21 protein-coding genes and 1 riboswitch are annotated in these 20032 nt (G+C 47.5%); of the genes, 1 reads left to right on the forward strand and 20 read right to left on the reverse strand.

The genetic code is table 11. The annotated features are described in order from the left end of the window. Positions 1 to 17: 17 nt before the first annotated feature. The 20 genes from cobS to LRL21_RS40310 all read right to left on the reverse strand — a co-directional run bounded on the left by cobS (position 18) and on the right by LRL21_RS40310 (position 19183). Positions 18 to 875 (reverse strand): adenosylcobinamide-GDP ribazoletransferase, encoded by an 858-nt coding sequence (cobS, locus tag LRL21_RS40215; RefSeq protein ID WP_240421426.1) that lies wholly within the window; start codon positions 873 to 875, stop codon positions 18 to 20. After that, entirely contained in the window at positions 848 to 1834 is a 987-nt protein-coding gene (cbiB, locus tag LRL21_RS40220) for an adenosylcobinamide-phosphate synthase CbiB (RefSeq protein ID WP_240421427.1), read from the reverse strand. The genes cobS and cbiB overlap by 28 nt, the downstream gene beginning before the upstream one ends. Positions 1835 to 1864: 30 nt before the next feature. Next, entirely contained in the window at positions 1865 to 2446 is a 582-nt protein-coding gene (gene cobU / locus LRL21_RS40225) for a bifunctional adenosylcobinamide kinase/adenosylcobinamide-phosphate guanylyltransferase (RefSeq protein WP_240421428.1), read from the reverse strand. A 17-nt stretch (positions 2447 to 2463) separates the two neighbouring features. Continuing rightward, positions 2464 to 3534 carry a nicotinate-nucleotide--dimethylbenzimidazole phosphoribosyltransferase gene (cobT, locus tag LRL21_RS40230; RefSeq protein WP_240421429.1) on the reverse strand — a complete coding sequence of 357 codons (1071 nt, stop codon included), beginning with the start codon at positions 3532 to 3534 and terminating at the stop codon, positions 2464 to 2466. A 2-nt stretch (positions 3535 to 3536) separates the two neighbouring features. Then, positions 3537 to 4367 (reverse strand): ABC transporter ATP-binding protein, encoded by an 831-nt coding sequence (locus LRL21_RS40235; RefSeq protein ID WP_420832558.1) that lies wholly within the window; start codon positions 4365 to 4367, stop codon positions 3537 to 3539. Positions 4368 to 4647: 280 nt separating this feature from the next. After that, positions 4648 to 5682, reverse strand: a complete 1035-nt coding sequence (locus LRL21_RS40240; protein WP_240421430.1) for a FecCD family ABC transporter permease — start codon at positions 5680 to 5682, stop codon at positions 4648 to 4650. Continuing rightward, positions 5683 to 6729, reverse strand: coding sequence for an ABC transporter substrate-binding protein (locus tag LRL21_RS40245; RefSeq protein WP_240421431.1), 1047 nt, complete (start codon positions 6727 to 6729; stop codon positions 5683 to 5685). It lies immediately after the preceding gene. 154 nt (positions 6730 to 6883) lie between these two features. Beyond that, a riboswitch (cobalamin riboswitch) is annotated at positions 6884 to 7043 on the reverse strand. A gap of 4 nt (positions 7044 to 7047) precedes the next feature. Then, entirely contained in the window at positions 7048 to 7578 is a 531-nt protein-coding gene (locus tag LRL21_RS40250) for a hypothetical protein (RefSeq protein WP_076236371.1), read from the reverse strand. A 192-nt stretch (positions 7579 to 7770) separates the two neighbouring features. Continuing rightward, a complete protein-coding gene (locus LRL21_RS40255; protein WP_076236372.1) occupies positions 7771 to 8499 on the reverse strand; it encodes a DUF6081 family protein in 729 nt (242 codons plus the stop codon). Between the two features lie 27 nt (positions 8500 to 8526). Next, positions 8527 to 9447: a prenyltransferase gene (locus tag LRL21_RS40260; protein ID WP_240421432.1), complete on the reverse strand. Its 921-nt coding sequence runs from the start codon at positions 9445 to 9447 to the stop codon at positions 8527 to 8529. 42 nt (positions 9448 to 9489) lie between these two features. Further along, on the reverse strand, positions 9490 to 9756 hold the full coding sequence (locus tag LRL21_RS46550) for an aspartyl-phosphate phosphatase Spo0E family protein (RefSeq protein ID WP_240421433.1): 267 nt from the start codon (positions 9754 to 9756) through the stop codon (positions 9490 to 9492). A 105-nt stretch (positions 9757 to 9861) separates the two neighbouring features. Then, positions 9862 to 11061 carry an aminotransferase class I/II-fold pyridoxal phosphate-dependent enzyme gene (locus tag LRL21_RS40270; protein WP_275901132.1) on the reverse strand — a complete coding sequence of 400 codons (1200 nt, stop codon included), beginning with the start codon at positions 11059 to 11061 and terminating at the stop codon, positions 9862 to 9864. A gap of 13 nt (positions 11062 to 11074) precedes the next feature. Then, complete coding sequence (locus LRL21_RS40275) at positions 11075 to 11566, reverse strand: Lrp/AsnC family transcriptional regulator (RefSeq protein ID WP_076236376.1); 492 nt, start codon at positions 11564 to 11566, stop codon at positions 11075 to 11077. Between the two features lie 291 nt (positions 11567 to 11857). Next, positions 11858 to 12163 (reverse strand): hypothetical protein, encoded by a 306-nt coding sequence (locus tag LRL21_RS40280; protein ID WP_240421434.1) that lies wholly within the window; start codon positions 12161 to 12163, stop codon positions 11858 to 11860. Positions 12164 to 12301: 138 nt separating this feature from the next. Beyond that, positions 12302 to 13210 (reverse strand): cysteine synthase A, encoded by a 909-nt coding sequence (gene cysK / locus LRL21_RS40285; protein ID WP_420832559.1) that lies wholly within the window; start codon positions 13208 to 13210, stop codon positions 12302 to 12304. A gap of 164 nt (positions 13211 to 13374) precedes the next feature. Beyond that, the gene (locus LRL21_RS40290; RefSeq protein WP_240421436.1) at positions 13375 to 14664 is read right to left on the reverse strand and encodes an MFS transporter; all 1290 of its coding nucleotides are present in this window, start codon (positions 14662 to 14664) and stop codon (positions 13375 to 13377) included. A gap of 134 nt (positions 14665 to 14798) precedes the next feature. Next, a complete protein-coding gene (locus tag LRL21_RS40295) occupies positions 14799 to 15317 on the reverse strand; it encodes a hypothetical protein (RefSeq protein WP_240421437.1) in 519 nt (172 codons plus the stop codon). Between the two features lie 139 nt (positions 15318 to 15456). Further along, positions 15457 to 15876, reverse strand: coding sequence for a DUF350 domain-containing protein (locus LRL21_RS40300; protein WP_240421462.1), 420 nt, complete (start codon positions 15874 to 15876; stop codon positions 15457 to 15459). Between the two features lie 124 nt (positions 15877 to 16000). Next, entirely contained in the window at positions 16001 to 16678 is a 678-nt protein-coding gene (locus LRL21_RS40305) for a PspA/IM30 family protein (RefSeq protein ID WP_240421438.1), read from the reverse strand. A gap of 126 nt (positions 16679 to 16804) precedes the next feature. Beyond that, positions 16805 to 19183, reverse strand: a complete 2379-nt coding sequence (locus LRL21_RS40310; RefSeq protein ID WP_240421439.1) for an endonuclease MutS2 — start codon at positions 19181 to 19183, stop codon at positions 16805 to 16807. A gap of 345 nt (positions 19184 to 19528) precedes the next feature. Here LRL21_RS40310 and LRL21_RS40315 point away from each other — a divergent pair, with 345 nt between their 5' ends. After that, entirely contained in the window at positions 19529 to 19897 is a 369-nt protein-coding gene (locus LRL21_RS40315) for a phage holin family protein (RefSeq protein ID WP_240421440.1), read from the forward strand. Positions 19898 to 20032: the final 135 nt, after the last annotated feature.

Consider the following 20032-nt stretch of genomic DNA (forward strand, 5'->3'; position numbering starts at 1 on the left):
GCTTGAGCATGCTTCTCTTAACGAACAACCAGATAGATGATCAGCAGCAGGGCTGTTTCCACAATTTCATTCATTGCACCGTAGGTATCTCCTGTCAGCCCGCCAAGCTTACGGTTTAAGTACATACTCATGCCTACACCGATCAGCAGTGTGCTCAGCAGCGCCACACCCGTTGCCATAAGCGCCTGACTAGAGATCCATTCACCTTCATGCCAGCCAGTGAGCAGAAGAGACAAAGCTATAGCCAAAGCCGTATGTATCGATAAGTGCTTCCAACCAATTCCGCGAAAAAAAGAACCCAGTCCACGTTTCGTTTCCTCATTTCTTGCGTAAGGCCAACAAGCAATCGCGACCACCATATACCAGCGGCTCCAAAGAGCAGAGAGTGGCAGCATATAAGCAAAGGTTCCAACAGGAAGCGTCAGCCATTGCTGAAGCAGTGTCCACTTGCAGAGCAGCAGCAGCATACAACCAACCACGCCCATAGCGCCGACTCGACTGTCCTTCATAATTTCCAGCATCTGCTCGCGTGAACGATGGCTGAAGATGCCATCTGCCGTATCCATCAGCCCATCCAGATGAAGGGCTCCTGTCATGGCCACCCATAATACGAGCAGGAGCGCGGCAACAACACCGCTGGACCCTATACCGCCCGATAGCCATCCGTCAGGCAGTCCATAACCTTGCAGCAGCAATCCCGCCAAACTGAGCAGCAGTCCAAGTACCGCACCTACAAGCGGATAAAAGATCACACTCTTGCGAAATAAAGCATTGTCATAATGCAATTGGATCGGAACCGGAAGCCGAGTCAAAAATTGAAAGGCGGCTGCACAGGCCGCCAGCATCTTTACCACCAAGCCCAGCATAGTGCGCATACCAACCCTCCCGCAATCAAATAACTAACCATATATAACAATTGGATTGTATGAATAATATCGGATCGACCTCGTTCACGCAGCGGCCAGCCCATCCGGGCCCGCTCACTTGTCCTCCCATGATAGACGTTCATTCCTCCAAGCTCGATACCGAGTGCACCCGCCACTGCCGATTCAGGAATCCCGCTGTTGGGACTTGGATGCAGCCTTGCAAAATGTACGATCGAACGGGCTGCCCTGACAGCGGAGCAGCCTCTTTGGACTGCTGCAGCCATCACCAGCAAGCAGCCAGTGGCACGAGCAGGCAGCCAGTTCATCACATCATCCCACCTCGCTGATGCCCAGCCAAAATACAGATACTTATCGTTTCGGTAACCAACCATCGAATCCAGCGTGTTCGCCGCACGATACAGCATTGCCAAGGGGGCACCACCTAGCAGGGCAAAAAACAACGGGGACACAACAGCATCGACGATATTTTCCGCTACAGTCTCCACCGTTGCTCTCGTAACTTCAGGTTCGTCCAGCTCAGAGGTATTTCTGCCGACGATATAACCGACGTATTTTCTTGCTTCCTCCATCTGATCGTTCTGGAGAGGGCGATACACCTGCATAGCCGCATCTTTAAGTCCTTTGATTGCAATCGTTGTCGAAATGAACCAGACATTCACCGCGTAACCCAGCCATGGGTGAATCCAGCGCGCGGCAAGCAGCAATGTATACATGACGAGAAATGTAAGCATAAGCGTGGAGACCAACAGCACAATCCCCTTCAGTCGTTGCCCCTTACTGGATACAGTCGTGGCATTCTCGCGATGCAGCTTCGATTCCAGCCAGCTGATCCACTGTCCTATGCGAATCACAGGATGGGTTGGCCAGCGAGGATCTCCAATCCACCAATCAATCATAATGGCAGCCACTAGCATGATCGCCGTTTCCTGCCAAGAATACAACAACACCTATGTCCACCTGCCATCTCCTGTTTGATGCTACATCTTGTAGCGCAAGCTTGTGAGCTCCACTGGAATCCCTGACGTAACCAGGAACACCTGATCTGCTACGCTAGCCAATACACGGTTCATCGTACCGGACAGGTCCCGGAATTGCCTACCCAGCTTGTACTCTGGAACGAGGCCATAGCCAACTTCATTTGTAACCAGAATCAAATGTTTTCCTTGACTGGAAACGGATTGACAAACAGCTGCCAATTCATCCAGCTTTGCCCGCAAAAGCTGCTCCATATCTGGCATATGCTCGACCTTCAGCAGCCAATTACTTAGCCATAAGGTCAGGCAGTCAACCAATATAGCAGCTTTATCGGTTTCCTTATTTTCCTTCTTGCTGTTGAATGACTGCAAGGCCTCGGTCAGAAGCAGCGGTTCTTCTATAGTCGTCCATTCAAAACCCGTTTCTTCTCGCTGCAGACGATGCAGCCCAATTCTCGCCTTCATTTCATCGTCATAGGCTTGTGCTGTAGCAATATACAATCCCCGTTCGCCAAGCTTGGCGGTATAGGCCTCCGCAAAGGAGCTTTTGCCGCTGCGCGCGCCACCTGTCACCAATACGAGCATGGAAGCCCCTCCAATTATTAAGAGTCCGTTTGATTATCTGATTGTGAAACACCGGCACTTGCGAATGTAGCCATTTCCATCATAATCTTGAGTGCTGCTTCTATAATCGGGAATGCCAGCACAGCTCCTGTCCCTTCACCAAGCCTCATATCCATATGCAGCATTGGACACAATCCGATCGCTTCCAGCAAGCGTTCGTGCCCCTTCTCCTGCGATTGATGGGAAGCAATCATATAAGAAACGCTTAGCGGCGCAATTCGACTTGCTACAAGTGCCGCAGCTGAGGAAATAAAACCATCTATTACAATCGGACAGCGATGCAATGCCGCGCCAAGAATCACCCCGGTCAGCCCTGCAATTTCCAGTCCACCCAGCTTGGCAAGAACGTCCAGAGCGTTATCCTTATCCGGCTGATTGAGCTCGATGGCGCGCGCAATAACAGCTTGCTTATGCTGCAATCGCTCGTCGTCGATACCCGTCCCGCGTCCTACTGTGTGCTTAACCTCTTCTTCCGTTAATACAGCTAATATGGCAGAGCTTGCTGTCGTGTTGCCAATACCCATCTCGCCAGTTGCAAACAACGTGTATCCCTGTGCTGCCAGCTCTTCAACCAGTTTAATACCAACCTGGACGGCCTGGAGCGCTTCCTGCTCTGTCATTGCAGGCCCTTTGGCCATATTGGCCGTTCCAAAGCGTACCTTGCGTGAATACAGCAATGGATGCTCCAATGGGGCATTCACTCCGATATCCACACAAATCACATCGGTATTAGCATGACGAGCCAATACATTTACAGCAGCCCCACCGCTGCAGAAATTGAGTACCATTTGCTGAGTAACCTCAGATGGAAACGCACTAATTCCCTCCTCACACACGCCATGGTCGGCTGCCATGACAATGACTGCCTTTTTACCGATCTTTGGCACCGTTATCCCTGTAATACCTGCCAGCTGCTTGGCTATCTCTTCTAGCTTGCCGAGACTTCCCGGCGGTTTCGTTAGCTGATCTAAATGATCTGACGCAGCTTGAACCGCATCCAAATTTATCGGTTGAATAGCTGAAATCATCGATTCCAGTGATGTAGGCATCCTCAATCTTCCCCTTTTATACGGCTATTTTTTCTATCTGCATGAAGCAAGATTTGTGGAACTTCATATACCGGATGCTCCAGCACAATTGGACGGGTATGATACACCGGCTCCAACAGCTCGCTATGTATGACTTCCCCGGGCCGACCGATGGTTACAATTTTGCCAGCCTCCATAAGCAGCAGCCTGTCGCAATACTGTGCTGCCAGGTTCAAATCATGGAGCACAGCAACAACGGTTAGCTGTTCTTTCTGCTGCCAGTCGCGAATCCATTCCATCATCTGCAGCTGATAGCCAATATCCAGATAAGTCGTTGGCTCGTCCAGCAAAAGCAAACGCGGCTGCTGCGCCATCAGCTTGCCAAGCGCAACTCGCTGCCGTTCCCCTCCACTTAATCGGTCCACTGTACGATCTGCCAGCACTTCTAGCTGCAGCCGCTGCAGGATGTGTTCGATCAGTGGTTCAACATCTGCAGCCGATTCATCACCCAACCAATTCTGAAAGGGATAGCGGCCCATGGCAACCATTTCCCGCACCGTGAAACCAAGCGGAGGCAGCGAGTCCTGCTCCAGTACAGCCATCCATTGCGCCAACTGCTTGCGAGGGTACGAATGAGCTGTTCGACCTTCCAGCAGTACACGACCAGCGTCCGGCTTGTCTATGCCGGATAACAGCTTTAACAGCGATGACTTGCCGCTGCCATTCGGGCCGATGATACCGAAGCATTCTCCAGACTTCACGGTGAAGCTGACCTGATCCAACACCGTTTGCGTTCTATATGCTTTACTGACATTATCCACTTGAATGATCGCCATATCGCCAATTTCAGGCATTGCATTCACCCCATCTCACTGGCCTTCTTCTTTCGATTCGACATTCTACTATACAAGCTGAATCAAACAAACTGCCAGCAGGGAGGCGCTGTGCAAGCAGACCCTTCCTCCGATCACTGTTGCAGCCGGATTCTCTGATTTTCTAAGCCCTATTAGGGTAAGAATCCATCTGCAAAGGTGAACACTCCGTTTCTCCAGAAGGGTCCGCTTACTCTGCTCAGGCTGTACATTTTTGGGTTCATCTTACCTATCATCCTTCTTCTATCAGTTGTATTACCAACTACCCAGCTCGCCGCCTGCTCTTTCGCAGCAAATAAACAAAAAACGGTGCGCCGAGAAATGCCGTCACCACACCAAGCGGAATTTCCGTGGGACTTAGCAGCATCCTGCCCAGCGTATCGGCACACAGCACATAGAGGGCGCCTCCAATCAATGATAGCGGCAGCAGCAGCCGATAATCCGGTCCAACCAACAGACGCAGCAAATGGGGGACGATCAATCCAACAAACGCAACGACACCCGATACGGATACAGCAGCTGCGGTTACCAAGGTAGCTGCGATCAGCACCGTCAGCTTGGTGCGTTCGACGTTAACCCCCATATGCGCGGCTTGAGCTTCTCCCAGGGAGAGCAGATTCATCGCGCGTCCATACAACAGGAGCAGCAATGCTCCAAAAACCAAATACGGCAGTAAAATCAATGAATAAGACCAACCCCGCAGTGTCAAGCTGCCCATCAGCCAGAACACGATCTCGTTCACAACCTGCTTCGACATCGACACCATCAAGGCAACAAAAGCACCCAAAAATGCTTGCATCACAACACCGGATAAAATAACCGTTTCGATCTGCAGCTTCCCATCCATACGAGCCAGCAGCAGTACCGTCAAGAGCGATGCCATGCCTGTGCCGAATGCTACGGCTGGTATCGTCCAAATGCCCAATAAAGAAAACTGAAGTCCGAACAAAATCAGGAAGGAAGCGCCAACAGCAGCCCCGGAGGAAACACCTAACGTATAGGGATCAGCCAACGGGTTGCGCAGCACTCCCTGGAAAGCCGCACCGGCAACTCCAAGCGAAGCACCTACCAATACGCCTAGCACCACCCTCGGAAACCGTACACGCCAAACAATCTGCTCGGAGGAAGCTTCCCAATTCACCGATATATGGTCGCCTATCCATGGAAGCTGGTGAGCCACGATCCCCCAAACCTGCAGTAGAGGGAGCTGGACCGTCCCAATCGATAAGGATAACGTAATGGCAAGAAGAAGGAGCAGCATGCCTGCCCCTCCCCAAATCAACAGCTTTTGCTTCATTTATTTCACCAATTCCGGGTATATGCCCTTGGCAATATCAACAAGACCTTGTGTAATCCGTGGCCCCGGACGACTGATCCAGTCTTTGTCGACACCCACGATCCGATTGTTTTTTACGGCATCGATTTTTTCCCAGCCGCTGCGTTCTTTAATAATTTGATCTAAAGTTTTTTTGGATTTGTCGTCGATCAGATTGCTCGGGTATAAAATAATCTGTGGATTGGCGGCGATCACCTTTTCTTCATTCAGCTGTGAATAGCCCGGCATTTCTCCATAAATATTGATGCCCCCGGATAATGTAATCAGCTCGTCCATGAATTCGCCTTTACCAACTGTCCAGCCTGGTGAGAATTCAAGCAATACGCGTTTTTTCTGCTCCGGCTGCAGGTTCTTGACGGCATCCGTCACCTTTTGGCGATCTGCCTTCATCTCAGCAACCAGCTTCTCCGCCTGCTCCTGCTTATTGAAAATTTGACCGAACAGCAGCGTATTATTCAAGACATCTTCGACAGTTTTCGGCTCTACCTTGAACACATTCAATTTCAGCGAACGCAGCTGCTCCACGGCCGGTATTTTCATCGACACGCCTGTAACAATCAGGTCCGCATTCGATGCCAGCAGCGCTTCCTCATTAGGCTTGACGATGCTGCCCATCTTCGGCTTCTTCAAAGCCTCTGCCGGATAATCGCAATAATCCGATACGCCGTACACCTGCTCACCCAAGCCGAGCGCGAACAGCGTTTCCGTCTCACTTGGAGAAATCGATACCAGTCTGGCAGGCGCCTTGTCAAAAATAAATTCTTTCCCTGTCGCATCCTTCACTTTGAGCGGATAGACTGTAGCTTTAGCAGTTGGGACTGCTGTCTGCCCATTAGGCAGCTTTGAATCCTGCCCAGTACCTGCCTTCGGTGGTTCAACAAGCTCTCCCTTGCCTGGTGATACCGTTGAATTCCCGCAGCCTGCTACGATTAGCAGCACGATGATACTAATCAGCACAGTCAGCTTTGAACTGTGGCGCTGCATTTTGCGTATATTCTCTAGCTTCATCTTAAAGCCCCTTCCTCGCTTCCCTCAACAAAAGAAAAACCTCTCGCTTCTTTTCACAAAGAAACAAGAGGGCATGCGCTAAATAAACGATTACACCAAGCTCGAAGAGCCTGCGATCATTCAAGCGCGACGCTCCTTTTTCCTCGAAAGGGACAGTCTTTGCAGCGAACAGGCAGGTTTCCTGACTTGAGAGTGAGTTTGTACCCGATTGGGTAGTGTCTCCTTTACAGTGGCGGGACCGCGCTGGATTTGCACCAGCTTCCCTTTTAACCCGATAAGCGACAGCTTACAGGCACCTGTTCATGCTTTATTAAGTTGTTATTTTTGGGCAATTACTTTTAAAACCTGCATGACCAGATCCTGCTTCTTGGCATTAGCCGGTACAAACGCAATCAGATCTTTACCATTGAGCTTTAAATCTGTCAACCACTTCGTTTGTTCCAGAGGTATACCATAGAGATGCTTCTCGACGCCTCCGGATTTTCCATCCACGGGGATCTCCATCACACCATCAGGGAAATCCTCAGCTTTGGCTACCGCATCCAGACTGACATAACCGCCCTGCTGACCGAGCGCCTTGAACTGCTCCTTAGGCACGACAATGATCCCGTTATCGCCAGCGGCAATTTCAACGATCAGCTTTTCCATGGAAAAAATAGGCGTTGTCTGAATTTTAACCGTTGGTGCTTGTCCCAGTTTTTCTACCAGACTAGCCTCCAGCTTATCGCCTACTTCACTTGGAATGCCACTGCTCGACATCATAAATATCGGCACATCCGCCTTCGGCCCCCCACAGCCTGTCAAAATCAGCAATAAAATCAACCCTAAACATGCAAATTTCGCCTTCATCTGTCTCTCCTCCCAGACCAACCAACCAGCCGTCCGTACTGAAATCTCACCTCACATCTTATCATAAAAGCTATCATTCCACAAAAACTAATGCGTATGACAAACACCCTTCAAGCCGTTCTGGCTCAAAGGGTTATCTCGGATCCAGCCTCATACACTTAATACTTAGTCAACCTCAGGAAAGCAGCAGCCTTAATCCTGATACGTCACTTTAATTGGCGTCCACTCGGCAATAACCGTTTGGCCATGGACCGATACGCTGCCCTCAGGAGTCAAATCCTTCTCCGTCATAATTCCAAGCGCAACCGTGAATTGATTCAACTTGATTGGCACCTGCCGTTCTCGCCGAACTTCGACACCATTAACCGCAAAAATAACCTCGTCATTTCCACGATGGTACGTAATTCGATACGTATTGAATTCTCGAGGCTGGAAATCCGTCTCCTCCTTGAAAATACAAAAGAATCTCGTTTTGTCCGATTCCGGAACCTCTACGCCAGGAAAAGGAAGAATTCCATAGACGCTGGCATACGTATCATTTCCCACAAAAAAGTCAAGCGCTGCACCTGTAGTAAAATCCAGCAAATTTAATGAAACAAAACCGTCATATAAATCGTGTGCCGCTGTACCTGTTGTTCTTGAACGGATTTGCAGCTCAAAGCTGACCTCGCCTGCTTCCGGCACCTGAACAGCATCCACCGAATAATACATATGCTTCGCATTGTCCAGGAACTGCACATGATCATGCTTGCGGCTGAGCGGTGCTCGTACATACAATATTCCGTTACGGACGATAACTACAGCGTTTGGTTCCCGATAATTCCAGAAAGATCCGTCCTGCAGCGGAAAGCCGCCAATTTTCCAGACGTCCTTGTCCGACAAAATGTTATGAAAGTCTCCTAATATGTGTTCTCTGCTCATCCAAGCCGCCTCTTTTTCTGGTTGAATTTACTGAAAAATCCCATGTGCCAGCAGCGTCAGAATCATGATCGACCCGCAGCGGACTGTAACACGTAGTGAAGCTCCCATCAAGGGCAGGTAAGCGACCGATGGATTCTCTGACTTTAGCATACCATATACCTTGTATATAGGAATAACAGTAACCAAAGCAATCAATGAATAATAAGGCAGCACATTGAAAATGACACACACCAATAACGAAAGGAATGCCAGAAATAGCAGGAAACGTGAAAACTGAATAGCTCTTTGTTCACCCCATACCACGACTAAGGTATGCTTCCCTGCTTGTTTATCTGATTGCCAATGTAAAAAATGATGATTAAACAAAATCAATGTGGTTAACAGGCCGATCGGCAGCGATAACAGCAGTGCGCGGTAATCAAGCTCCATCGTCTGGACAAAATAGCTGCCCATGATCGGTAAAATCCCGAAGGACAGCAGAATAGCCAGCTCACTGTAGCCTTTGCCTCTATAGCCAAACTTGAGCGGCGGTGCCACATAGAAATAAGCAATCAGGCCTCCCAGCCCGCCGAAGATCAATACCCACCAGCCTGCATACAATCCAAGCACCAAGCCGCATATCAGGGCAACAGAGAATAAAGCCCACGTCAACACAGCAAAGGTTTTCTCCGATAACGTTCCATTAGCCAAAAATCCCGAATTTGTGGAAATCGTTCCCGAGTTCTCTGCCGCTGCAGCATCAACACCGTTCCGATAGTCCCATAAATCGTTTATCATATTGGAAAATAGATGGGCAGCCCCGGCGCCAATCAAGGTGATAACAAAAAGCAGCGGATGAAATATACCTTTCCATGCATACGCCCCTAAAGCACCAAGAATAATCGGAATCATCATAACAGGAATGACTTGGAATCTGGATGCCTTCATAAATAATTTCAGTTTGTCCACTTGATCAATTCCTTTCTATTACAAGATAAAAAGAACCGAATGCTATCGGTCCTTTTTACTCTGATTCATATACTGATTAATTTTTTCGTCAAGAATCGTACTGAAAGCAACAACCTCAGGAGATGACATGCTTTTCCTTAGAATGACCAGGATCTCCAACTGTTGACGTAAGCTGCTAATTTCTTCTTCTAACGTCAATAAATCAGAGCCATGCTTCTTGGTCTTTAATAACCACTTTGGTTGCTGATCTTTTTCCCGTATCCAACCGATGTGGAAATATTGCCCAAGCTGATACTCTGGAAAAGCCACGTCAATTCCTCCCTCCTCAAAAATCTCTCAAAAACTACTATACTATAAAGATAACAGCTTTTGAGATGGAAGGAAACGGGCTTATTTTGTCATTTTTTGACGAAATTATAATTTTCTAACAAAATTACCAATACGGTCAATAGCTTCAATCAGTTGATTCACCGAATAGGCGTAGGAACAACGTATGAAGCCTTCTCCACCCAGCCCAAATACGTCACCGGGAACTACCGCAACCTTAGCTTCATGCAGCAATCTTTGGGCAAATTCATCCGAGCTTAGGCCTGTAGAACTGATGGAAGGAAATGCATAAAATGCGCCCTGCGGCTCATGACACTGCACCCCTATTTCCCTAAAGCTATGAACGACCAAACGGCGTCTTTGATTATACGATTCTACCATCCGATCCTTTTCTTCCATACCGTTGCGCAGTGCTTCAAGTGCAGCTACCTGGCCCATTGCTGGAGCGCACATGACGGTATACTGATGGATCTTGAGCATAGCCTTGATAATATCGGAATGGCCACAAGCGTAGCCCATACGCCAGCCCGTCATGGCAAAAGCTTTTGAAAATCCGCTAACCAGAATCGTCCGGTCCCGCATCCCTGGCAGAGAGGCAAAGCTCACGTGATTTTGCTCAAAGGTCAGCTCAGCATAAATTTCGTCGGAGATGACGATCAGGTCGTGCTCTTCAGCGATTTTGGCAATCGGCACCCAATCCTCATAGCTCATGATGCCGCCTGTCGGGTTGCTGGGATAGCTAACAATCAAAATTTTGGTTTTGGGCGTAATGCGAGCTTTTACCGCTTCCGGCTTTAATTTAAAATCATCTTTGGCAAAGGTTTCAATACCAATCGGGACGCCTCCGCTAATTCGTACGATCGGTGAATAGGAAATATAGCTCGGCTCGGCAATCAGGATTTCGTCACCTGGAACAACCAAAGCCCGAAGCGCTAAATCGATAGCCTCACTACCCCCAACCGTCACCAGCACCTCATCGCTTGGCTCATAGGGTACCTGAAAGGAATCGTACAAATACTCGGAGATAGCTTCTCTCAATTCATATAAACCAGAGTTTGGCGTATACTTCGTATTTCCCCGCTCCAGAGAATACACAGCAGCTTCTCTTATATGCCACGGCGTACAAAAATCGGGTTCGCCAACACCGAGTGAAATAATATCCTTGCTAGCGCTAACCAAATCAAAAAACTTCCGGATACCAGAAGGCGGAATATCCCGCACCAATGGAGCCAAATATCCAGACATGGATTTTACGGAAGTTGAAGGTAGTTCATTATTTTTTATCATAGCTCATCGTCCTTCACGGGGAGATTAGCAGGCGGGGGTCCTCTTCCTTATCTTCGAAGATGATGCCGTCCTGTTTGTATTTTTTTAATATAAAATGGGTTTTGGTTGATAATACACGATCAATCGGTGAGAGCTTATTGGAAACGAAGGATGCCACTTCCTTCAGCGTCTTACCTTCAATTTCAACAAGCAGATCATAGGCGCCAGACATCAAATAAACGGACTTCACTTCTGGATATAAATAAATACGTTCCGCAATCGCATCAAAGCCGCGACCACGTTCCGGAGTAATTTGTACTTCAATTAAAGCTGTTACTTTATCGTCATCTACCTTGGACCAGTTCACGACTGTCGCGTACTTCACGATAACATTCGCTTCCTCCAGCTCACGAATGGCTACGGAAACTTCCGCCTCCGAGGCTCCGAGCATAGTCGCTATTAAGGCAGATGACCTTCTCGCGTCTTCCTTCAACAGTTCGATAATGCGAATTTTAAATTGCTCCATTGTCGGTGACCCTCCTAATAGTTTTCAAAAGAAAACTTACTTCGTAAGCTTCCACTTAGTTTTGCGAAGCAAAACTGACTTCGCAAGCATGGACCTAGTTTTCGAAACTTACTTCGTAAGCTTAAAAAAACTTATTCCTTCATTTTACACCCAACAGCAACTTTTTTGCAAAACAAAATTAACAAGGCTTGACTCACAGCAAAAAGCCCCATTGGCTAAGGACTCATGAGGCTTCGTGGAGAACGTCAACCAATGAAGGCAAACGTTGCAGGAGGTATAGGAAATATACAATTAGCGAACGGATAACAGCTTGCGCATATAGCTATCGACTTCCCTGTTACGGTACTGCTGCAGAACGGTAAGTTCACAGGCTGGACTCCCTGATTTACTGTCGTCCATTTGCTCAACAGCTCTGCCAAGCCCGACCAGTTTGTCTTGATCGTAGGCTGCAATAATGTTATAGCTTTGGCAAAAGGTTTCATATTGTAAGACATTGGCGTCATGGTCTTCTTCCAATATCGAAGCAAGCAGGTCCTGATAATCACTTTGCAGCGGGCACTCATTATCCAATTTGATTTGTATCCCTTGATTAGCCAATTGTGAAACGCCGCCTTTCTAATAATCTTACATTATAATTATACATTTAAATGAATTTTTATGCAATTAAAAATTAAAAAAACACCTCTTCCGAGGTGCTTCATAAATTCCGTACCTTTCACTCAGAAAGGAGCTGTCTTAAAATATGTCCATACTCAAATAACGTTCTCCGGTATCCGGTGCAATACACAAAATCCGTTTGCCTTTACCAAGCTTTTTGGCCACCTGGAGAGCAGTCCAAACCGAAGCACCCGCAGAAGGACCAACAAGAATTCCCTCCTGAGTCGCTAATTGGCGGGTTGTATTCAACGCATCCTCATCAGATACCTGAACGATCTCATCGTACACGTCCGTATTTAAAATTGCCGGAACGAAGCCGGGACTAGTCCCAACCAGCTTATGTGGTCCTGGCTCTCCACCTGACAATACAGGGGAGCCCTTCGGTTCGACTACGTATATTCGGATGGCTGGGAGCTTCTCGCGCAGCACCTCACCCGTTCCGGTAATGGTACCTCCAGTCCCGGAGGTAGCAACGAAAGCGTCCAGCCTGCCTTCCATTTGCTCTAATATTTCCACTGCCGTTGTAGTCCGATGAATATCAGGATTTGCTTTATTTTCGAATTGCTGCGGAATGAAGCTGTCCTGAATTTGATCCCTTAGCTCCAATGCCTTACGGATTGCGCCCGGCATTCTTTCTGCCGCTGGTGTTAAGACCACCTGTGCACCATAAGCCTTTAATATATTAATCCGTTCCTTCGTCATATTATCAGGCATAATTAAAATGGCCTTATAGCCCTTGGCCGCTGCGTTCATGGCCAGTCCTATGCCAGTATTGCCACTTGTCGGCTCGATAATCGTAGCTCCCGGCTTTAGTAAACCGTCCAATTCAGCCTGCAGAATCAGATTATAAGCTGCCCGATCCTTTACACTCCCACTCGGGTTCATGTATTCAAGCTTTACATAAACCTCAGCATCGTCTTCTCCCGCAAGTCTGCGAATTCGTACAGCCGGTGTATCCCCAATAAGCTCTGTAACATTATTTACCATTCGGCTTGATGTCATTGTAGTACCCCTTCCTGCAAGATAGCTTACGCTCCTTGCTCCCCATAGCTATGTAACTCCACCGACCTAATTTTATAGCTGCCCATGATTTTGTCAAGATGCAAATCAGGCAGGAGCCTTAATGATCCAGCGTTATGTTCATCAAAACATTATTTGGAGGCCAGACGCTCGCCTTGATTTTTGTAGAACTGTCTCATCCAAAGCCAGGCAACTACCGGGGAGCTGCCGATAGAAAGCAGCAGAATATTCATCGCGAGCGGAGAGATCGTTACACTGACCACACCAATAAAAACAGCCAAACCTCCGATTCGACCCACATTCAATGACAGCTCACGAAAAATGATATATTCTTCCCGTTTTTTGACGCAATCCGGATCTACACCGATCAAATCAAACACCGATGAGGTCATAGGAATCGAATACAACGGGAAAAACAAGCCCACGCCGACGCCAAATATGAGCAGTGTCGTATAGTTGACGCCCCAAAACATAGGAATAATGACCAAAGCCATCATCAGAGCCCCCCATCCCATAGCAGCAGCACGATGTTTATGCTTAAGCATTTTTCCTGCCACCATAAAGCTGACCAGCGAAATTCCCGAAGTAATTAATGAAAAATTGCCGAGCATCATTTCGCTGCCTGTGCTGGAGTAGACCAGCAATGCAATCAAAAAGCCAAATACGCCTTCGCGTATGCCCTGGGCAATCAAAGCAAGTGTGACCGTGCGCCACATTGTACCTTTTTTAAACAGACAGCGCGCTGGCAGCAGCCACTCGTATTGTCCTTCTGATTTTCTTTTGGTCAAGAAAAAACTGACTACGACACCCAGCAAAAAAATAACGAGCGACATCGTAAAAATCAACCGATAGCCGCTGCTCGGGCTCATATGTACGATTAAAAACCCGGCAACCCACGGAGCGATCATCCCCGCAACTGAGCCAAGCAGACCCGTCCAGCCATTAAAACGATCACGGTTATAAGGGTCCGTCACCTCAAAATAGACAATATTGAAGGCCAGCCAAAATAAACCGGAGGCGGTTCCCAGTATAATTCCCAGCATCCAAAAATAATCGACTGCCCTATCCCCCAGCCAGAGCACCAGCATATAAAAGCTTGCCGAAACAGCCACACCCAGGCGAAGGCAGTTCATTTTATTATGTTCCTTCACCCAAACACCAGCAGCCCAAAATACGATAGCCATCGCTACATAGTTAATCAGCGCATACCATCCAATTATCGTATAATCATGACTGGCCTTCCATAAATAAACGCTAACGAAGGTTCCCGACAGAGCTGTACCAGCAGCGAATAATCCGTGAACGGCCAGCAGCAATCGAACTTGTCCACCTAATTTACCTGATTGTTTATCAGTTGGTGCCAATTGGTTGGTTGATTCGTTGGGTGTTACACCCCACGAGGGTTTAATACCGGATCTCATGTTCCATCACCTGCAAGATAAGAATAGAAAGTCTTTTCTACTCTTCCCTATCCTGCTATCTTTACTCACAAAAAAAGAGACCACCCTGCGCGGCGAGCCATTGCGCATGACGTCTCTAGTGCCAAACAGATGGTTTACTGGTTGCTCTTCAACAAATCGATCATCGCCAAACGGTCTTCCTCATCCAGCACATGTTCGATTTTAAAGCATGATGGACATACATATACTTTGGAGCCGTACGCTGCCTTTAACAAAGGCTTATTAAGCCCCACCGGGACTGCCGGGATGAACCCTGATTCCATTGTCCGGGTCCCTGCAAACAGCATGAAGCTGTGACAGTATGAGCATTCAGGTACTTCGATTTGCGTATCCAGCACTCGCTGTACGCCTTCTTCGTATTCATCCGGACCTTCAGGCTCTTCATCATCGTAATCATCCAACAGATTATTGTCATCTATCAGATCATCTTCTACATCATGTTCTTCATCGTCTTCCTCAAGATCTGATTCTTGCCCATTAACGGACAGATTCAGGCTGCGGTATTTACCCAAATCGTTAAAACAGTGCGGACAAGCTTCCTCCGGCCCAATTTCAGGGTCCCATACGATCTCCGTCTGACACCACGGACATATATGATCATGCGTTTGCAACATGTATTCCTCCGATTCCTTAGCGCTGTTTAAGCAAAATTAATAAAATAATAGACGCCTGCTCCTACGAAAACAAGCGCCAATATAAGCAAGGTACCCCATAAATATTTCATGTCAAGCCTCCTGAATCCTTACCCTAACCTTAAGTAACACTTGCACCAATCACATATGAAATACCAATCGAAATGATCATAGATAGAAGTCCGACTGCCTTGTTGTCCTTTTTGATTTCCTCATCAATTTTAAAATAAGGCGTTAAAAATTCGAAAATGAAGTACGCAGCCATCAGCAAAACAAAGCCATATCCTGCCCAAATCAATGATTGAAGCACCGAGTCATTATTGAGAATGGAAAACCGAAATAAATTGCAAATCCCGAATATTTTCCCCCCTGTTGCCATCGCTACAGAGACATTGCCTTTTTTGATTTCTTCCCAATCGTTGTAGCGGGTAACCAACTCAAATATGGCCACAAATACGATTAAAGCTACAACAGCCACAGAAAAAAAAGCCAACGTTTCAATATACGGATTCGATAACATAACATCCACCTCTTCATTCATCATAACATAATACCTCACCCTCTTGAACAGCTTTTTGGATTAAGCAAGGTAGGGAGTTTCGTATCCAACCATCATTGAAGAGACTGGGGCCACACGCCCCAGTCTCCTGTTTAGTTCCTATGAATCAGGATTGCTTCTTAGCCTGCATTCTCGCTCTTAATTCCGCGAGATCGTCATCTACACCACTGCTTTTTTCCAATTTGTTCAGCTCATCATCCAGGCTGCGATTACCGGAACGGAGCTCATTGCTGGCTTCAGCTTCAGCTTCCATTTGCAGTACTTTCTCAGACATCCGGTCAAAGCCTCTGGAAGCATTGTCAGTACCAAAACCTGACATCGCCTGATTGATTTGTTTTTGCGCTTTTGCTGCTTCTGCACGGGCAATAAGCAGGTCTTTCTTATTTTTCATTTTGTTAAATTCATCTTTCATTTCGCTCAGCTGACTGCGCAGACGATCTGCATTTTCTTTGGACACGTCAAATTGTTTTTTCATTTCGTCATAACGAATTTGCTGTTCTTTCTTATCCTGCAGCGCGCGGCGGGCCAAATCCTCATTGTCCTGCTCCAAAGCTCTCATCGCCTGTGCATCACGTTTGGCTACCATCTCTTCGGCTTCTTCAACCTGCTGCTTGAATTTCTTTTCTACCGCGATCTGCTTGGCTACAGCAACCTCGGCCTCATTAATATCCTGTTCCATATCGCGCAAAAATTGGTTAAGCATTTTAACCGGGTCTTCCGCTTTGTCCAATAAATCATTGATTGAAGCCATTGTCATGTCACGAAATCTTTTGAAAATCCCCATTAGTAAATTCCTCCCATAGTTTCATTTCTTTATAATGGTATAGCTGTTACTCAGATTCAATGTTGCTCACCCTTATACATACGGATTAAATGGAGAGTCGTTTCATTTGCTGTCAAAAATATTATTTTATTTTAATTCAGCGACCGTTACGCCAGTGCCGCCTTCATTGTAATTTCCAATCCGGTAGCTTTTGACATGCTTATGCTTACGCAAAAATTCAGAAATCCCTGTTCTTAAAACGCCGGTGCCCTTGCCGTGAATGATATAGACATTTCCGAAATTCGCCAAGTACGATTCATCCAGAAAACGGTCAACCTCAATAATGGCATCCTCCAGATTGGAGCCGCGCAGATCAAGCTCCATCCGTGCATTGTCGTCTCGCGTGCGCTTCAGACTGGCCGCCAGCTGATGCTGCTTGGGCGAACCGGAGCCTCCGCTCGAGGCGGACTTCACCAGCTCCAGATCAGCAAGCTGCACCTTCATCTTCATAATGCCAAGTTGCACCGTCGCTTCCTGATCGTTGACAATTTCAACAATTTGACCCTTCTGGCGCAAATGAACAACCATAACCTCATCGCCAGCTCCCAGCTTATCAGGCTTCTTCGAAGCGCTTCGTACTGCCGCTTTCTTGGACCTGAGCTCGGGAACAGCTTGATCAAGCTTGCGTTTGGCGTCACTTAGATGATGATCCTTCACTCCAGACGCCGCTTCACGCTGCATGCGCCTAAGCTCGGTAATGATTTCATCCGCTTCACGTCTGGCCTTGGCCACTGCATCCTGCGCTTCACGCTCGGCCTTCTCAAACATTTTATCACGCTGCTCTTCGAATCGCTGCTGCTGGGCTGCCAGCTTGTCGCGAATCTCAGCAACCTCGCGGCGCTGCTGCTCAGCGGTTTGTTTTTCAGCCTCAGTGATCAGCCGATTTTCCTCTAGCGTAGCTATCATCGATTCAACACGCTGATCCTCTTCGCCCACCTGTCCTCGGGCATGATCGATAATGGATTTGGCTAACCCCAATCGCTCAGCAATAGCAAATGCGTTACTGCGACCCGGCACACCAACCAACAGTCGATAGGTAGGACTAAGCGTCTGAATGTCGAACTCCATACTCGCGTTAATAATGCCCTGACGATCAAAGGCATAGGCTTTCAGTTCACTATAATGGGTTGTGGCTACGATACGACATCCCATCCGATGTATATATTCCAGCAGTGAAATCGCAAGCGCAGAGCCTTCTGCAGGATCTGTCCCTGCTCCAAGCTCATCGAGAAGCACCAAACTTTTCGGAGTCATATCGCGTAAAATACGGATGATATTGGTCATATGGCTGGAGAATGTACTCAGGCTCTGTTCAATGCTTTGCTCATCACCGATATCTGCATAAATCGCATCAAACACACATAGCTGGCTGCCTTCCTCCGCAGGTACGAATAGACCCGACATGGCCATTAATGAGAGCAGTCCGATGGTTTTGAGGGATACCGTTTTCCCCCCAGTATTTGGTCCTGTTACGATAATTGTGGTATACCTATTGCCCAGCTCGATATCCAGAGGTACAACTTTATCCGCTGTAATCAGTGGATGACGCCCGCGCTTGATCTTGATAAAGCCGCGGTCATTAAGAATCGGCAGCGTCGCTTTCATTTCATGGGCCAAACCAGCTTTGGCAAAAATAAAATCAAGCTCTGCCAGCACATCCAGACTGCCCAACAATTCGTCTGCCACTTCCGCAACTAGAGCCGTCAATATTTGCAAAATCTTTTCGATTTCAGCCGTTTCCTTAAGCTTAAGCTCACGCACGCGATTATTCAGCTGCACCACAGCCTCCGGCTCCATAAACAAGGTAGCGCCAGACGCCGATTGATCGTGAATCATACCGCCAAAATGACTTCTATACTCCTGCTTGACAGGGATGACATAGCGATCATTACGGATCGTGACCAAATTTTCCTGCAGCATTTTTTGGATGGACGGTGTACGAACCATTTGCTCCAATCGATCACGGGCACGGGTTTCGCTGCTTCTCAGTTCTTGACGAATACGCGCAAGCTCCGGGCTCGCCGAATCCATCACTTGGGCATTATCATCAATGCAGAGCTTGATCCGGTCCTCCGTTGATTTGAGTTCACCAATTCCTTCGGCTAATGCAACCAGCAGTGGGGTCAAATATTCTTCCTGCACCTGCTCCAAAAAACGCTTCAGGCGCCGCCCACCAAAAATCGTATTCGCTATATCGAACAGCTCTGCCGGGTTTAATGTACCCCCGATTCTTGCCCGATGCACGGATTGTTGAATGTCGCGAATACCGCCAAATGGCGCACTGCCCTTGAGCCGGTTCACATTGACTGCTTCGTCCGTTGCCTTCAACCGCTGCTTGACCACTTCAAAGTCGCCGCTTGGCAGCAGCTCCTCCAATCGCGCCTTGCCCAGACTTGTGGCTGCATGGTTAGCGCACTTATGTATAATGGCTGAAAAATCCAATGTTTTTAAAATTTTGGTATTCAATCTGTGTTCCTGCCTTTCCTTCCCCTTACATACACTTCCTAATTATAGTATATCCAAAACCATGATGATTAGCGAATTTTTAGCTATATCCAATCTTGCCTGTTTTCTCCTTCAGCTGCCCATATAATGCCGCTCATAAACAAAGTCTGCAAAGAAAATAATAAGTTTTGCACCGAGAAGCTTAGGCAAGATGCAGCATCAAGTTTTCACTGAAAAATCAGTGGTTCCAGCTTAGCCAGCTTTCTTGAAAACTCTGCATGGCTTACGTCGTAAGTTTCTTTAAAAAAACTCAGTGCGGCTTACGTAGTCAGTTTTCTACGAAAACTTTAAGGAGGTTGGCGATCTATGCATTTGCTCGGACATCTGGTCAGATTCATTGTATCTGCTTTGGTGCTGATGGTGGTAAGCTTTATCGTTCCTGCGTTTGAAGTTGGCGGCTTCTGGAGTGCATTTTTCTTAGCGTTGGTTATCGCAGTGGCTGCTTGGGTGATTGAAGGAGCTTTTGGTAAAAGCATCACTCCCTTTGGCCGCGGGATCGTAGGCTTTATCACAAGTGCATTAATTATCTGGGTGGCACAATTCGTCGTTAGCGGTGTTACAACAAGTTTCATCGGTGCCATCTTGGCAGCCTTGGTTATCGGTATTATCGATTTGTTTATTCCTGTTAAAACTCCATTTGAGCAAGGTCTCAGTGGACGTGAAAAAGGTAGATAATACCTGCAAAGCGCCAACATGAAAAGGTCAGTCTGAAAGGCGCGAGCCCCGGACTGATCTTTTCTATGATTTGAATCACATTGTTAAACATACATACAAAATCATCACGATTCTGACAATGCTTTGTCAAGGTTT

The sequence above is a fragment of the Paenibacillus periandrae genome (assembly GCF_022458865.1).
In the GTDB taxonomy this organism is placed as follows: domain Bacteria; phylum Bacillota; class Bacilli; order Paenibacillales; family NBRC-103111; genus Paenibacillus_S; species Paenibacillus_S periandrae.

Coding starts and splice junctions, on each gene's coding strand:
- LRL21_RS40295 (WP_240421437.1), bottom strand. CDS start 15,317: ATGTTGCAAACGCATGATCATATATGTCCGTGGTGTCAGACGGAGATC.
- cysK (WP_420832559.1), bottom strand. CDS start 13,210: ATGGTAAATAATGTTACAGAGCTTATTGGGGATACACCGGCTGTACGA.
- cobS (WP_240421426.1), bottom strand. CDS start 875: ATGCGCACTATGCTGGGCTTGGTGGTAAAGATGCTGGCGGCCTGTGCA.
- LRL21_RS40270 (WP_275901132.1), bottom strand. CDS start 11,061: ATGATAAAAAATAATGAACTACCTTCAACTTCCGTAAAATCCATGTCT.
- LRL21_RS40290 (WP_240421436.1), bottom strand. CDS start 14,664: ATGAGATCCGGTATTAAACCCTCGTGGGGTGTAACACCCAACGAATCA.
- LRL21_RS40250 (WP_076236371.1), bottom strand. CDS start 7,578: ATGAAGGCGAAATTTGCATGTTTAGGGTTGATTTTATTGCTGATTTTG.
- LRL21_RS40315 (WP_240421440.1), top strand. CDS start 19,529: ATGCATTTGCTCGGACATCTGGTCAGATTCATTGTATCTGCTTTGGTG.
- LRL21_RS40240 (WP_240421430.1), bottom strand. CDS start 5,682: ATGAAGCAAAAGCTGTTGATTTGGGGAGGGGCAGGCATGCTGCTCCTT.
- LRL21_RS40235 (WP_420832558.1), bottom strand. CDS start 4,367: ATGCCTGAAATTGGCGATATGGCGATCATTCAAGTGGATAATGTCAGT.
- LRL21_RS40275 (WP_076236376.1), bottom strand. CDS start 11,566: ATGGAGCAATTTAAAATTCGCATTATCGAACTGTTGAAGGAAGACGCG.
- LRL21_RS40245 (WP_240421431.1), bottom strand. CDS start 6,729: ATGAAGCTAGAGAATATACGCAAAATGCAGCGCCACAGTTCAAAGCTG.
- cobU (WP_240421428.1), bottom strand. CDS start 2,446: ATGCTCGTATTGGTGACAGGTGGCGCGCGCAGCGGCAAAAGCTCCTTT.
- cobT (WP_240421429.1), bottom strand. CDS start 3,534: ATGCCTACATCACTGGAATCGATGATTTCAGCTATTCAACCGATAAAT.
- LRL21_RS40255 (WP_076236372.1), bottom strand. CDS start 8,499: ATGAGCAGAGAACACATATTAGGAGACTTTCATAACATTTTGTCGGAC.
- LRL21_RS40300 (WP_240421462.1), bottom strand. CDS start 15,876: ATGAATGAAGAGGTGGATGTTATGTTATCGAATCCGTATATTGAAACG.
- LRL21_RS40305 (WP_240421438.1), bottom strand. CDS start 16,678: ATGGGGATTTTCAAAAGATTTCGTGACATGACAATGGCTTCAATCAAT.